Source organism: Arthrobacter sp. TE12232, from assembly GCF_054062615.1.
This window is the reverse complement of sequence record NZ_JBSSFK010000001.1, coordinates 2,668,612-2,682,405: the sequence shown is the minus strand read 5'-3', so window position 1 is coordinate 2,682,405 and position 13,794 is coordinate 2,668,612. Positions and strand designations below refer to the sequence as shown.

Sequence of the window (13,794 nt, the reverse complement as noted above, 5' to 3'; positions counted from 1 at the left end):
AGCCGCGGCTGCCGGGGGCCTTGGACTTTACGGTCAGCCGGCAGATGCCGTCGCATGGCACCCGGCATAGGCCGGATTGAAAACAATCGTTTCCCCATAGACAACAAGGGTAGTATCCTTGGGACTGTGACCCACGAAACACTTGATGCCGCCGCAGCAGTACTTCCGGCCGAGGCCATTGACGCAATCGAACGTGCGGCTACGTCCGCCCACCGCCACGAGATCCTGTTCTCGGAGCGCGCAGCAAATATCAAACAGTCGGCCGTGCGGGATGTTTTCGACATCTCGATGCGCCCGGGCCTCGTTTCCCTGGCCGGGGGAAGCCCGTACCTGCAGTCCCTGCCGCTGGAGCGCCTTGGCCAGACGGCCGCGAAGATCATCGCCGAGCAGGGCATGACCGCCCTGCAGTACGGCGGCGGCCAGGGCACCGAGGAACTCCGCACCCAGATCTGCGAGGTCATGGCAGCCGAAGGGATCCTCGATGCCGATCCTGCGAACATCGTCATTACCGCGGGTTCCCAGTCCGCGCAGGATGTAGCCACCAAGGTCTTCTGCAACCCGGGCGACGTTGTCCTTGTGGAGGACCCCACGTATGTGGGCGCCCTCAACACCTTCGAGGCCTACCAGGTGGAGGTCGAAACCGTGCCGATGGACGGGGACGGCATCGTACCTGACCTGCTGGAGGCGAAGATCGCCGCCCTCCAGACCGCGGGGAAAAACGTCAAGTTCCTCTACACCATTCCCAGCTTCAACAACCCTTCCGGCATCACGCTTTCCCCGGAACGCCGGCAATCAGTGGTCGATATATGCCGCCGCGCGAATATCTTGGTGCTGGAAGACAATCCCTACGGTCTGCTCCGCTTCGACGGCAAGCCGCTGATCCCGTTGCGGGCAGCCAATCCTGACGACGTCATCTACATGGGGTCTTTCTCGAAGATCTTTGCCCCCGGCCTGCGGATCGGGTGGGCCCTCGTGCCTGCCCACCTGCAGCGCCGCTATTACCTGGCTTCGGAGGCCGTCACTCTTTGCCCGCCGACGTTCAACCAGATGCTGGTCTCGGCCTATCTGCGCGATTACGACTGGCGCGGCCAGATCGAGACCTACCGGGGGCTGTACCAGGAACGCTGCGAGGCAATGCTTGCCGCCCTGGCAGAATTCATGCCGGACGGGCTGAGCTGGACGCGCCCCGACGGCGGCTTTTTCGTGTGGGTCACGCTGCCCGACGGCGTGGATACCTACCCGTTGCTGAGGAAGGCGATCGACGCCGGCGTCGTGTTCATCCCGGGAGCGGCATTTACGCATTCGGACGACCCGTCCAACAAGATCCGGCTGGCGTTCAGCGCTGTGCCGCCCGAGTCCATCCGTGAGGGCGTGCGGCGCCTCGCGCCGGTCCTGCGCGAAGCTGTAGAGGGGCTGAAGCCATGACCGGAATTATCGTTGTCGGCGTCGACGACAGTGAGACTGCACTGCGAGCGGCCCAGACCGCGCGTGACCTCGCGGCGTCGATGGGGGCGACCCTTCACGTGGTCAGCGCCTTCGACAGCGACAGGACCGAGGTCATCAGCAGCGGCGGCGACACGTGGATCATTTCCGACGCCGGCAACGCGGAGAAGGTCGCCCGCACGGTCGCGGACGGCCTGCGCCGCCCCGGCACCAACGTCTCCTACGCCGCCGCCCGGGGCAAACCCGCGGAGGCCCTCATCAACGAAGCCGAACGGACCGGCGCCCGGATGATTGTGGTCGGCAACCGGCGCATGAGCGGAATCGGCCGGGTGCTGGGGAGCGTTGCGAACAGCGTGGCCCACAACGCCCCCTGCGACGTCTACATCGCCAAGACCGACGTCGGCTAGGCCCTACTGCTTTGCTGCCCCCGCAGCCGGAGCCGTGGTCTTGAGCATCCGGCGCAGGATTTTTCCTGACGACGACTTCGGCACGGCCTCGATGAACTCCACGCGCCGCACCTTCTTGAACGGCGCCACCTTGGCCGCCACGAACGCCATGACGGCGTCTTCATCCAGGGCGGCGCCGTCCGGTCCGGGCTGGCGCACCACAAACGCCATGGGAACTTCCTGGCCGTCGGCGTCGAGGGCTCCGATCACCGCGGAGTCGGCAATCCCGGGGTGGGTCAGGAGCAGCGCCTCCAGCTCCGCCGGAGCGATCTGGTAGCCCTTGTACTTGATGAGTTCCTTGAGCCGGTCCACAATCGTCACGACGCCGTCCGCCCGCACCGTCGCGATGTCCCCGGTGTGCAGGAAGCCGTCCGCGTCCAGGGTGTCCGCGGTTTCCTCCGGCCGGTTGAGGTAACCGAGCATGACATTCGGTCCGCGGCACAGCAGGTGCCCCGGCGCGCTAGTTCCTTCCGCGGGAACCGGAATCTCCTCCCCCGTGGCCGGATCCACGAGGCGGCACTGCATGTTGGGCACCGTGTACCCGACCGAACTGACGGGAACATCAACACCATCGCGCGGAATGAGGTGCGACACCGGGCTCATCTCGGTCATGCCGTAGCCCTGCAGCACGCGGCATCCCAGGCGCTGCGCGAGTCGGGTACCGAGCTCCCCGTCCAGGGGCGCCGCGCCGGAGAGGGTGGTGTGGACCGAACTGAGGTCGTACTCGGCAACCAGCGGGTGCTTGGACAGCGCCACGGCCACCGGCGGGGCGATGAACAGGTAGGTGCACCAGTGGTCCTGGATGATCCGCAGGAACTCGGGCAGATCGAACCGGGGCATGGTCACGAGCCGGGCCCGCTGGCGCAGGGCGATGTTCAGCAGCACCGTGAGTCCGTAGATATGGAAGAACGGGAGCAGCGCCAGGACGCGGTCCTCTGGGCCGACGTCGAGCATTCCCCGGGACTGTTCCACATTGGCGACCAGATTCCGGTGGCTGAGCATGACGCCCTTGGGCCGGCCCGTGGTGCCGGAGGAGTACGGCAGCACGGCCACATGGGTGGCCGGATCAAACGAAACTTGGGGCGCAGGCGCCCCGGCGCCGAGGAGGTCAGCAAGGGAGGGGTGGCCGTCGGCGCCGTCGATCACCACGAGCCGCTCGGCAGGGATCCCGGTCCTTTCGGCGGCCTCCCGGGCAGCCGGCAACAGCGCCGAGACGGTGAAAAGCCAGCCCGCACCGGCGTCGGTGAGCTGGTTGGCGATGTCCTCCGCCGTGTACAGCGAGTTGATCGTGGTGACCGTGGCGCCCGCCCGCAGCAGGCCGTGGAAAACAGTGGCAAACGCGGGGATGTTCGGACACAGGATGGCTGCCACGCCGTGGACGCCGAGTCCTTGCGCGGCAACGGCGCCGGCGAGGGCATCGATCTGGCCGCGGAGCGTACGGTAGGTGGTTTCCGCACCGCTGGCGCCGTCGACGACGGCGACCCGGTCCAGGTCTTCTTCGGCCAGGTCGCCGAAGAGGTAGTCGTAGATACCGAGGTTGGGAACATCGACGTCGGGGTACGGGCTTGAAAACACGCAACATCTCCTTTGATCCGCGTCCGCCGGGCTGGCGGCGGCTGGTGTCACTCTAGTGCCGCGGTGCACCCGGCGGACAGGACGGCACGGACTTGACCGGGACCGGACTTGGCCGTGATTGGAGTTGATGAGGATCACCCCCTCCCGTGGGCAGCCTCACCGCCCTGCGCCCCGTCCGGAAGAGCCCGGCTCGGTAAAATGGGAAGTGCCCTGCGATGGTGCGGACATCCGAGAATCCACCTACCAAGGGGACCCCATGATCACTCTTCAGCGCCGCCAGCTGGTTGGCCACGACATCCTGCTGGCCCGCCACGGCAACCACATCAGCACCATGCGGGTGGACCGCGGCGCAGGCCGCGTTGTCGCCTTTCTGGACGACGGATCAACGGACAGCGCCCCCAACCTGATTGCCCCGGGACTGCGCATGCCGGACACCGTGCGGAGCGTGCTCCGCGAGGACTGGAAGTTCCTCGCCGGCGCCAGCGCGTGCAGCCTGGGACTCGCCGGACTGATGTTTGCCGCCGCGTCCGCCCTCGCCGGCATCAGCGGCGATCCTGCCCTGGCTCAGGTCCTGACGGCATACTCGGGAAACTGAGGCATCCGGGCGCAGAGGCCTGACACTGACGGAACCCCGCCGCTGAAGCATTCAGCGGCGGGGTTCCGTGTTCTGTTGGCCCTGGTCCGGCGGCCGTTCCGGGGGCTAGTCCAGGAGGAGTGCCGGTTCTTCCAGTATGGCGGCGACGTCGGCCATGAAACGGGCCGAAAGGTCCCCGTCCACCACGCGGTGGTCGAAGGAGCCGCCGAGGGTGGTGATCCACCGCGGAATGACTTCCCCGTCCAGGACCCAGGGCTTCTGCTTGATGGTGCCGAATGCCACGATCGCAACCTCGCCCGGGTTGATGATCGGCGTGCCGGTATCGATCCCGAGGGCGCCGATGTTGGTCACGGTGAGCGTGCCGCCCTGCATCTGGGCGGGCTGGGTCTTGCCCGCCCGTGCCGTGGTGGCGAGCTCGTTCAGGGCCAGGGCCAGCTGCTTGAGCGAAAGATCCTGGGCGTTCTTGATGTTCGGCACCATCAGTCCTCGGGGGGTGGCCGCCGCGATGCCGAGGTTCATGAAGTGCTTGACGTGGATCTCCGCGGAGTCGCTGCCGTCGGGGTTGTCCACCCAGGTGGCGTTGACGCTCGGGTTCCGCGCCGCGGCCCAAATGACCGCCTTGGCGAGGATCAGCAGCGGGGAGACCTTGATGCCTTCGAAATCACGGGAGGCCTTCAGCCGCTTCACGAATTCCATGGTGCGGCTGGCGTCGACGTCGACAAAGATGCTGACATGAGGCGCCGCAAAGGCTGATTCAACCATGGCCTTTGCGGTGGCCTTGCGGACGCCCTTGACCGGGATCCGCTCGATCCGCTGGTCCTGCGGACGGCCGGACTTGCCCCAGAACGAGTCCGCCTTGTCCACCTCGGCGTCACGTTGGGCCTGGTAGCTCACCAGGTCCTCACGGGTCACTTCACCGCGGGCGCCGGTGGGCACGACGTCGGCCAGGTTGATCCCGAGATCCCGGGCGATCTTGCGGACGGGCGGCTTGGCCAGCACCTTGCCGACCAGGCCGCTGATGGCACCGCTGAACGTGGGACGCGGGTCGATGGCGCCGGCGGGGCCAGCGGCTTCGTCAGCCGTTCGGCCGACGGTGTCCGGGTTGATCCAGATGTCGTGGGTCTCTACGCCCACCCGCTCCGCCACCGTGGCGGAAGTACCGGTGGCTGCCGAGGCCGCCGGTGTTTCGCGGCCTGTGGCCGGAGCAGCCGCCGGGGCCGAAATCCGCCGCCGGCGCTTGACGGCGTCGGCCTTGGGACCGGAACCGACCAGCGGGCCGCCGGCCGGGCGTCCGGACGTCTCGCCGTCGTCGGAGGTGTCGGCCGTCAGCTTTCCGTACATCGGCGCGGCAACGGCGGGTGCCTGGGCAACAGGTGTCTGGTCAGCAGGCGACGGTGCAGCAGCTGGCGGGGCCGCCGCGTCGTCACTCACGCTGATGATCGGCGTGCCGACCTCCACCGTGACACCCTCGGGAACCAGCAGTTCGGTGACGGTCCCCGCGAACGGTGAGGGCAGTTCCACGAGGGACTTGGCCGTCTCGATCTCGCACAGGACGTCGTTGATGGCCACGGTGTCGCCGGCTTTGACCTTCCAGTCGACGATTTCGGCCTCGGTCAGCCCTTCGCCGACGTCCGGGAGGTTGAACTTGTTAAGCGTCATGGGTCCTCCTTAGTACGCGAGGGCGCGGTCCAGCGCCTCAAGGATGCGGTCGATGTCCGGCAGGTAGTCTTCTTCGACCTTGGCGACGGGATAAGGCATGTGGAAACCGCCGACCCGGATCACGGGGGCTTCAAGCGAGTGGAAGGCACGCTCGCTGATCCGGGCCGCGATTTCGCCGCCGATGCCGCCGAAGGTGGGGGCCTCGTGGGCCACGATCAGCCGGCCGGTTTTCTGGACCGAGGCCGTGACGGTGTCAAAGTCGATCGGAGAGATGGAACGGAGGTCGATCACTTCGACGCTGTGGCCGTCCTCAGCCGCGGCTTCGGCCGCCGCGAGGGCCACGGGCACCAGCGGGCCGTAGACGACGACCGTGGCGTCGCTCCCCTCCCGCAGCACGTGCGCCTTGAAGGGGTCTGCGGACGCGCCGGGGTTCTCGGTGTCCACCTCACCCTTGAGCCAATACCGGCGTTTCGGCTCGAAAACGATCACGGGATCCTGGCATTCGACGGCCTGCTGGATCATCCAGTAGGCATCGTGCGGATTGGACGGCGTGATGATGCGCAGGCCGGCCGTGTGGGCGAACAGCGCCTCCGGCGATTCGGAGTGGTGCTCGATCGAGCCGATGCCGCCGCCGTACGGGATCCGGACCACGACCGGAACGGTCAGGTTGCCGTTGCTGCGCGAGTGCATCTTGGCCAGCTGGGTGGTGATCTGGTTGAAGCCCGGGAACACGAAACCGTCGAACTGAATCTCGCACACGGGCTGGTAACCGCGCAGGGACAGGCCGATCGCGGTGCCGATAATGCCGGATTCGGCCAGCGGCGTATCGACCACACGGTCGCCGCCGAATTCGCCGATCAGTCCGTCGGTGACCCGGTAGACGCCGCCGAGGGCCCCGATGTCCTCGCCCATCAGCAGCGAGCGGGGGTTGTTGGTCAGCGTCGCCCGCAGGCCTTCATTGATGGCCTTCGCAATGGTCATGGTGGTCATCAGCGGGCCGCCTTGTCTGTCTGGTCAGCGTTTGCAGGTTCCTCGTCGGCGAACCCTGCGCTGTACTCCTCGAACCAGGCCAGCTCTTCGGCCACCAGCGGGTGGGCCTCCACATACGTATTGGCGAAGGCAGTCCGGATGTCCGGTGTTTCCAGGTCGTGGGTGGTCTTGCGGACGTAGGCGGCGAGTTCGTCGCCGTCGGCCCTGACCTGTTCGAAGAAGGCATCGTCCGCGAGGCCCTCGGCCCGGAGGTACTTCTCCAGCCGCTCCAGCGGATCCTTGGCCCGCCAGAGGCCTTCTTCGGCGGATCCGCGGTACTTGGTGGGGTCATCGGCGGTGGTGTGCGCCCCCACCCTGTAGGTGAACGCCTCGATCAGCACGGGTCCGTTGCCTTCGCGGGCCTGCTCCAGCGCCCACTCCGTGACGGCGTGGACGGCAATGACGTCATTGCCGTCCACCCGGATGCCCGGGAAGCCGTAGCCCTTGGCGCGGTTGGCCAGCGGGACGCGGGTCTGCACGGAGCTCGGCACGGAGATCGCCCAGTGGTTGTTCTGGCAGAAGAAGACCACGGGGGCCTGGTAGGACGAGGCGAACACCATGGATTCATGAACGTCGCCCTCTGAACTGGCGCCGTCGCCGAAGTACACCATGACGGCGGCCTTGGGCTCCGCGGGCTGTCCCGCTTCCCCGACGGCGTTGGCGGCCGCCAGCCTCTGGTCCCGCTGGATGCCCATGGCATAGCCGACGGCGTGCGGCGTCTGGGCGGCCAGGACCAGCGTGTAGAGGTGGAAGTTCGTGTCCTTGGGATTCCAGCCGCCGTTGGAGACGCCGCGGAACTGTCGCAGCAGCTCGGCCAGGTCCACATTGCGTGTCAGGGCCACACCGTGTTCGCGGTAGGTCGGGAAGATGTAGTCCTGCGGCTGGCTGGCCCGGCCGGAGCCGATCTGGGCTGCTTCCTGCCCGGTGAGCGGGACCCACAGGGCCAGCTGGCCCTGCCGCTGCAGAGCGGTGGCTTCCACATCGAAGCGCCGGATCTTCGACATGTCGGCGTAGAAGCCGCGCAGGGTCTCGGGATCGAGCTTCTCGGCGTACTTTGAGAAAACCGGGTCCGAGCCCAGGGTGCCGTCCGGGCCTAGCAGCTGCACCATCGGCTCGGCCGGCGCGCCCAGTTGGGCCTCGGCTTCCGCCTCGAGCTGGTCATCGATATCGGTTCCGTCGAACTCGGTAGAGGGCAGATGTGTGGCGCCCATACCGTCTCCTTGCTTGCCGCATCCGAATGCGCCGCAATCGCTGGGATATATGCCGAACTGGGAATACATTCCGAATTTGGCATATATTTTGGCTTACTCGTCCTTACTTTATCCGCACGGGGCGGCCACAACGCGTCATGTTAAGCACTAGGAACGCCGTGGTGGTTTTGTATAGATTGCACAGAGCTCAAGGAACCGGGTGTTGGCTTCCGTTTCTCCGATGCTGACCCGCACCCCCTCGTCGCCGAAGGCCCGCACGGAAAGCGCACGTTCCGCTGCCAGGGCGGCGAATTCCGCGCTGTTTGCGCCCAGGTTGAGCCACACAAAGTTGCCCTGCGCCTCCGGAACGAACCACCCGAGATCGCGCAGTCCGGCGGTGACCCGATCCCGCTCATCAACCAGGCTTTGTACCCTTTCTACAACGTCGGCGAAGTGCTCGAGCGACGTGACGGCGGCGATTTCCGCAATCTGGGACACCGCGAAGGGTGTGGCGGCAACCCGCAGGTGCTGCGTCAGTTCGGGACGGGAGACGCTGTAGCCCACGCGGAGCCCGGCGAGTCCGTGAGCCTTCGAGAACGTCCGCAGGACGACGACGTTGGGGTATTTGCGGTACATGGCAATGCCGTCCACGGCGTCGGCGGCGCGCACGAATTCCTGGTAGGCCTCGTCGATGACCACCACGACGTCCGAGGGCACGGCCTTGATGAAGCGCTCCGTTTCCTCAGTGGTCAGGATGGGTCCGGTCGGGTTGTTGGGCGTGCACAGCAGGATCATCCGGGTCCGCGCGGTGACCGCGGCCGCCATGGCGTCGAGGTCGTGCCGCCCGTCCGCGGTCAGGGGGATCCGTACGCTCTCGGCGCCGGCCAGTCCGACGCAGATCGGGTATGCCTCGAACGAGCGCCAGGCATAGATGACTTCGTCGGCCTTGCCGTCGTCGTTTTGGCCGGCGAAGGTGGTCAGCAACTGGTTCAGGGCGCCCAGGCTGCCGGCGCCCGTGACGATGTCCTCGGCGGGAACGTCCAGGAAGCCGGCGAGCGATGCGCGCAGCTTGCTGCTGAGCGGATCGGGATAGCGGTTGAAGTCGGTCTGCGCCGCGATGGCCTGCTGCACTGCAGGGATCGGGGGCAGCGGGTTTTCGTTGGAGGAAAGCTTGTAGCTGACCAGGCCCTCTACGGGGACGGGCGGTTTTCCGGCCGCGTAGCGGGGAAGGAGGTCTACCACCGGACGGGGCCTGATGCCCCCGGCCGTGTTCTCTGATGAAGTCATGCTCACTAGCCTACTTCGGGTCTCTGCCGCAATAGGGGGATCAATAGGGGGATATGGTCCCTGCCGCCGCCCGGGGGCGTATGACAGCATGGGGGCCATGAGCTCATTCATCGCACGAGTCATCATCAACGGGCTGGCCCTGGCAATCGCGTGCTGGATCCTCACCGGACTGGATATTTCCACCGCGAATAACAACATTTTCAGCATCGTCCTGGGCTACCTGTTCATCGGCCTGATCTTCGGCCTGGTCAATGCCTTCGTCAAGCCAATCGTCAGCCTCTTGTCGCTTCCGATCACCATCCTCACCCTGGGCCTGTTTACGGTGGTCATCAACGCGGGAATGCTCTACCTGACCTCCTGGATCAGCAGCTACACCACCGTGCACTTCACCATTGACAGCTTCTGGTGGACTGCGGTGTTCGCCGCCCTCATCATCAGCGGCGTGTCCCTCGTGGCGAGCTTCCTGCCGGCCCTCGATCGCTAGCCGCGCCCGGCCCGGTCCGCTGCTCCGGAGCTGGCCCCGGAGCCATGGGCACTCCCCGCGATGTCGGGCGTGCTTCACGCCGGAGCGAGAAGCGGGTCACCGTCGCCGCCCCGCCGGTTCCCACGACAGCGGCCAGCGCCGCCGTCGAATCCCGCAGCGTGTTGTCCCGGCTCGCCGAGATGAGTTCGGCTCCGTCGGCGTAGTTTTCCAGCCGGTGCCCGGGACCTAAGCCGAAGTCCTTCAGCGGCGGCATCTCCAGCGGGTTGGTGAGCGTCACGGTCACCCGGTCCCTGGTATCCGGGTTGGCCAGGCCGTCCGCCCCCGGCACCCAGTCCTGCGCGTGTTCGAGGTGGAGGCTGCGGATCCCCGGCTCCGGGGTGATACCACCCACCGGCGAGCCCGCCGTGAGCACGAACTTGAGATCGTAGTCGGCCAGGACGGCGCGGTCCCTGCTGAGATTCATCGCATGAATCCCGCCCTGGCTGTAGCCGACCGCGACGAGCTGGTCGCCGGCCGCGGCTCCGGCCTGCCGGAGCGCCTCCCGGATGGCCGCACCCGTGGAGGCCGAGTCGTAGCCCAGGGCCTCGGCCACTCCGGCGGGGTCAAAGGGATTGGCCCCTTCCGGCGGGCCGTCCAGCTGGGTTCCGGGGATGATGACCACCCACGCCGGCCGGGCGCCGCCGTCGACCTCGATGACTTCGATCTGCCCGCCCTGCTGGCCCACCGTTCCGGCTCTCCGCAGCAATCCGGCCGGGGAGAGGTCGACGGCCGCGGAATACGTCTCCCGCCCCACGATGCTGACGGGCCGGGGCTTGAGGAACTCGAGCCCGGGCGCCTCCGAGACATCCCGGACCAGGCTGCGGACGTCGGCGGGTCCGCTGAGGGCTCCGAGAACGGCGGCCAGAGGTGCGGGCAGGCCCAGCAGCGCGGCGAGATTCCGCGGCGCCGTGGCGACCCAGTCCTCTACGACGCCGCGCACGCCGGGGAGGGCGAAAGGCTCCGGGGCCGCACCGTACTCGGCGCCGTGGAATCCCAGCCGCAGGAACAGGGCATTCCGTGCCTCCGCAAACTCGTACTCCCGGTGGCTGGCACGGACGTCGTCGCCGATCCGCTGCAGCTGCGACCGGACACGGCCGACATCCCGACCAGCTTCTCCCACCGCGATGATGGCGTTGCTGCCGCTGGTGTAGGAGTCGGACTGATAGGGGAAGAGTGCGTGCTTCACGGTGTCAGCCTCCAGTTCAACCGACTGCAGTTGCCGGACCAGCGCGTCCAGTGCCGCTGCGCCGGCAAGGAGCTCCTCGAACTGGAAGCTGAGCCCTCCGATTCCGCCGCGGATGCGCAGGCTGCCGTCCGACGGCGGCGCGGAAACCCGGGGTGTCCCGCCAGAGTCTGCCGGTGTTGCTTCGGCCATCAGGAACCTAGCCGGCCCGAGGACAGCGTCACGTTCTGGGCGTGCCGGCGCACCACGGCCACAGCGTCCAGCAAGGCGTCCCGGCTGCGGCGCAGGGCTGCAGCCTGCAGGGACAGGGTCAGCCGGTAGGCTCGCCCGGCCGGCGACTGCCAGGTCTGCAGTTCAAGGCGGCCCAGTGCGGCCAGCACGGCGTCGGCCTCATCGGCGCACCGCGCCACGCGCGCCGCGAGCTGCTGGACTTCGTAACTGCGCGATGCGCACTCAACGGCGTCGGCGGCCGTCACGCCGAAAATAGCCGCACTGCCCGCCGAACCGGGGCGCATCATGCTGGTCATGGAAGTGACGCTAGCGGGCGGCCGGCACCCGCTGAAGAGCGGCGTCGGGCTATGTGGACAGTCCGGCTATGTGGACATCGGCGCGGACCGCCGCGCGATGCGAACCGGCATTGTCACACGGTGATGTCATAAGGACGGGGGCGCTTAAGGCCCGGCGTCACTTCGTGAAAGAATCGGAACATGCCTGAAACTGCCGCCACAGCTGATACCCGCACGCCGTCCGGACGCCTGGCCCTCGCCGCGTCCGACCACCAGATCGCGCTCGGCCCGCTGGACGGCCGCTACCAGTCCGCCGTCGCCCCCCTGGTGGACTACCTCTCCGAAGCAGCACTGAACCGCGACCGCGTGGCTGTGGAGGTCGAATGGCTGATCCACCTGACCAGCAACAGCGTCCTGCCCGGCGCTGGCCCGCTCACGGCGGCCCAGCAGGAGCAGCTGCGCGCGATTGTCACGGAGTTCGACGCCGCGTCAGTCACCGAACTGGCCGAGATCGAGGCGGTCACGGTGCACGACGTCAAGGCTGTGGAGTACTACATCGGCCGCCGCCTGCCCGGCATCGGGATCGATCACCTGACCGCCATGGTGCACTTCGGCTGCACCTCGGAGGACATCAACAACCTCTCCTACGCCCTCGGCGTCAAGGGAGCCGTGGAGGACGTCTGGCTGCCCGCGGCCCGCGCCCTGGTTGCCCAGATCAGTGCCATGGCCGAGGACAACCGCGCGGTGCCGATGCTCTCCCGCACGCACGGCCAGCCGGCCACCCCCACCACGCTGGGCAAGGAACTGGCCGTCATTGCGCACCGCCTCAACCGCCAGCTGGACCGGATTGCCCGGACCGAATACCTCGGCAAGATCAACGGCGCCACCGGCACCTACGCCGCCCATGTCGCCTCCGTCCCTGGCGCCGACTGGGAGCACGTTGCCAAGAGCTTCGTTGAAGGCCTCGGCCTGACCTGGAACCCGCTGACCACCCAGATCGAAAGCCACGACTGGCAGGCCGAACTCTATGCCGACGTCGCGCGGTTCAACCGCATCCTGCACAACGTCTGCACCGACATCTGGAGCTACATCTCGATCGGCTACTTCGTGCAGATCCCGGTCGCGGGCGCCACCGGCTCCTCGACCATGCCGCACAAGGTGAACCCGATCCGGTTCGAAAACGCCGAGGCCAACCTCGAGATCTCCTCGGGGCTGCTGGACGTGCTGGGTTCCACCCTGGTCACCTCGCGCTGGCAGCGCGACCTCACCGATTCGTCCTCGCAGCGCAACATCGGCGTGGCGTTCGGCCACTCGCTGCTCGCCATCTCCAACGTCGCCAAGGGCCTGGACCGGCTCAAGGTGGCCGAGGACGTCCTGGCCGCGGACCTGGACACCAACTGGGAGGTCCTGGGCGAGGCCATCCAGATGGTCATGCGTGCCGAGGCGATCGCCGGCGTCGAGGGCATGGAGAACCCGTACGAGCGGCTCAAGGACCTGACCCGCGGACACCGCGTGGACGCCGCCCGGATGCAGGAATTCGTCCAGGGCCTGGGCCTGTCCGCCGACGCCGAAGCCCGGCTGCTTGCGCTGACCCCCGGCCGCTACACGGGCATCGCGGACAAGCTGGTGGACCACCTCAAGTGAGGCTCCTGCTCATCCGCCACGGCCAGACGCCCGGGAACGTGCTTGGGCAGCTGGACACCGCCCACCCCGGCCCCGGACTGACGGAGCTCGGCGAGCGGCAGGCCGCTGCCCTGGCGAGGTCGCTGGCGAATGAGGAGATCGGGCTGCTTTACGCGTCCACCCTGATCCGCACCCAGATCACGGCACAACCGCTGGCCGCCATGCGCAGCCTCGACATCGAGGTCCTGGCGGGCCTGCGGGAAATCGAAGCAGGCTCACTGGAGAAACTCACCGACCGCGAGTCCCACATGCGCTACTTCAGTACGGTCGCTGCGTGGACCGAGGGCGACCTGGGCCGGAGGATGCCGGCCGGGCCCAGCGGCCACGACTTCTTTGAACGCTTCGACGACTCGATTGCCCGGATTGCGGCCGCGGCCGGGTCAACTGCCGGGTCCGGCGCTGTGGCCGTGGTGAGCCATGGCGCCGCCATCAGGGTCTGGGCGGGCGTGCGGGCCGTCAACGTGGAACCTGAATTCGCTGTCCGCCACGTAGTTGCCAACACCGGCATTGTGGCTCTGGAGGGCGATCCCGACGCCGGATGGCGGCTCATCCACTGGGACGAGAGCCCCGTGGGAGGCCTGGCCCTGGCAGACCCGACGGCGGAAGATCCCACCGGCCGTCCGGCGTAGCGGGCGGCGCGCACCCTGCGGCGCGTTCCCTGCGGCGCGCACCCTG

The 13,794-nt window shown here is 67.4% G+C and carries 13 protein-coding genes; 6 read left to right on the top strand and 7 right to left on the bottom strand.

From position 1 onward, the window contains the following. Nucleotides 1-126 precede the first annotated feature (126 nt). Nucleotides 127-1,425 (top strand): aminotransferase-like domain-containing protein, encoded by a 1,299-nt coding sequence (locus ACVWZ7_RS11900; protein WP_116766714.1) that lies wholly within the window; start codon nucleotides 127-129, stop codon nucleotides 1,423-1,425. Beyond that, nucleotides 1,422-1,850 (top strand): universal stress protein, encoded by a 429-nt coding sequence (locus ACVWZ7_RS11895; RefSeq protein WP_456507952.1) that lies wholly within the window; start codon nucleotides 1,422-1,424, stop codon nucleotides 1,848-1,850. The genes ACVWZ7_RS11900 and ACVWZ7_RS11895 overlap by 4 nt, the downstream gene beginning before the upstream one ends. A 3-nt stretch (nucleotides 1,851-1,853) precedes the next feature. On the opposite strand, the gene ACVWZ7_RS11890 is transcribed toward ACVWZ7_RS11895, so the two are convergent. Further along, nucleotides 1,854-3,464: an AMP-binding protein gene (locus ACVWZ7_RS11890; protein WP_456507951.1), complete on the bottom strand. Its 1,611-nt coding sequence runs from the start codon at nucleotides 3,462-3,464 to the stop codon at nucleotides 1,854-1,856. A 256-nt stretch (nucleotides 3,465-3,720) separates the two neighbouring features. Here ACVWZ7_RS11890 and ACVWZ7_RS11885 point away from each other — a divergent pair, with 256 nt between their 5' ends. After that, the gene (locus ACVWZ7_RS11885; protein ID WP_456507950.1) at nucleotides 3,721-4,059 is read left to right on the top strand and encodes a hypothetical protein; all 339 of its coding nucleotides are present in this window, start codon (nucleotides 3,721-3,723) and stop codon (nucleotides 4,057-4,059) included. A 105-nt stretch (nucleotides 4,060-4,164) separates the two neighbouring features. Here ACVWZ7_RS11885 and ACVWZ7_RS11880 read toward each other — a convergent pair whose 3' ends face one another. The 4 genes from ACVWZ7_RS11880 to ACVWZ7_RS11865 all read right to left on the bottom strand — a co-directional run bounded on the left by ACVWZ7_RS11880 (nucleotide 4,165) and on the right by ACVWZ7_RS11865 (nucleotide 9,224). Then, nucleotides 4,165-5,718 carry a dihydrolipoamide acetyltransferase family protein gene (locus tag ACVWZ7_RS11880; RefSeq protein WP_456507949.1) on the bottom strand — a complete coding sequence of 518 codons (1,554 nt, stop codon included), beginning with the start codon at nucleotides 5,716-5,718 and terminating at the stop codon, nucleotides 4,165-4,167. Between the two features lie 9 nt (nucleotides 5,719-5,727). Then, the gene (locus tag ACVWZ7_RS11875; RefSeq protein ID WP_456507948.1) at nucleotides 5,728-6,708 is read right to left on the bottom strand and encodes an alpha-ketoacid dehydrogenase subunit beta; all 981 of its coding nucleotides are present in this window, start codon (nucleotides 6,706-6,708) and stop codon (nucleotides 5,728-5,730) included. Beyond that, nucleotides 6,708-7,958: a pyruvate dehydrogenase (acetyl-transferring) E1 component subunit alpha gene (gene pdhA, locus ACVWZ7_RS11870; protein WP_344364763.1), complete on the bottom strand. Its 1,251-nt coding sequence runs from the start codon at nucleotides 7,956-7,958 to the stop codon at nucleotides 6,708-6,710. Before pdhA ends, ACVWZ7_RS11875 begins: the two co-directional genes overlap by 1 nt. Before the next feature lie 147 nt (nucleotides 7,959-8,105). Beyond that, nucleotides 8,106-9,224 carry a histidinol-phosphate transaminase gene (locus ACVWZ7_RS11865; RefSeq protein ID WP_456507947.1) on the bottom strand — a complete coding sequence of 373 codons (1,119 nt, stop codon included), beginning with the start codon at nucleotides 9,222-9,224 and terminating at the stop codon, nucleotides 8,106-8,108. 97 nt (nucleotides 9,225-9,321) lie between these two features. Between ACVWZ7_RS11865 and ACVWZ7_RS11860 the strand changes: the two genes are divergently transcribed. Continuing rightward, nucleotides 9,322-9,708: a phage holin family protein gene (locus tag ACVWZ7_RS11860; protein ID WP_116766790.1), complete on the top strand. Its 387-nt coding sequence runs from the start codon at nucleotides 9,322-9,324 to the stop codon at nucleotides 9,706-9,708. Here ACVWZ7_RS11860 and ACVWZ7_RS11855 read toward each other — a convergent pair. Continuing rightward, nucleotides 9,659-11,122: a hypothetical protein gene (locus ACVWZ7_RS11855; RefSeq protein ID WP_456507946.1), complete on the bottom strand. Its 1,464-nt coding sequence runs from the start codon at nucleotides 11,120-11,122 to the stop codon at nucleotides 9,659-9,661. The two genes, ACVWZ7_RS11860 and ACVWZ7_RS11855, sit on opposite strands and share 50 nt — an antisense overlap. Continuing rightward, nucleotides 11,122-11,457 (bottom strand): hypothetical protein, encoded by a 336-nt coding sequence (locus ACVWZ7_RS11850; protein ID WP_456507945.1) that lies wholly within the window; start codon nucleotides 11,455-11,457, stop codon nucleotides 11,122-11,124. The genes ACVWZ7_RS11855 and ACVWZ7_RS11850 overlap by 1 nt, the downstream gene beginning before the upstream one ends. 180 nt (nucleotides 11,458-11,637) lie before the next feature. Here ACVWZ7_RS11850 and purB point away from each other — a divergent pair, with 180 nt between their 5' ends. After that, nucleotides 11,638-13,080 carry an adenylosuccinate lyase gene (purB, locus tag ACVWZ7_RS11845; protein ID WP_344364776.1) on the top strand — a complete coding sequence of 481 codons (1,443 nt, stop codon included), beginning with the start codon at nucleotides 11,638-11,640 and terminating at the stop codon, nucleotides 13,078-13,080. Continuing rightward, the gene (locus ACVWZ7_RS11840) at nucleotides 13,077-13,748 is read left to right on the top strand and encodes a histidine phosphatase family protein (protein WP_456507944.1); all 672 of its coding nucleotides are present in this window, start codon (nucleotides 13,077-13,079) and stop codon (nucleotides 13,746-13,748) included. Before purB ends, ACVWZ7_RS11840 begins: the two co-directional genes overlap by 4 nt. Nucleotides 13,749-13,794: the final 46 nt, after the last annotated feature.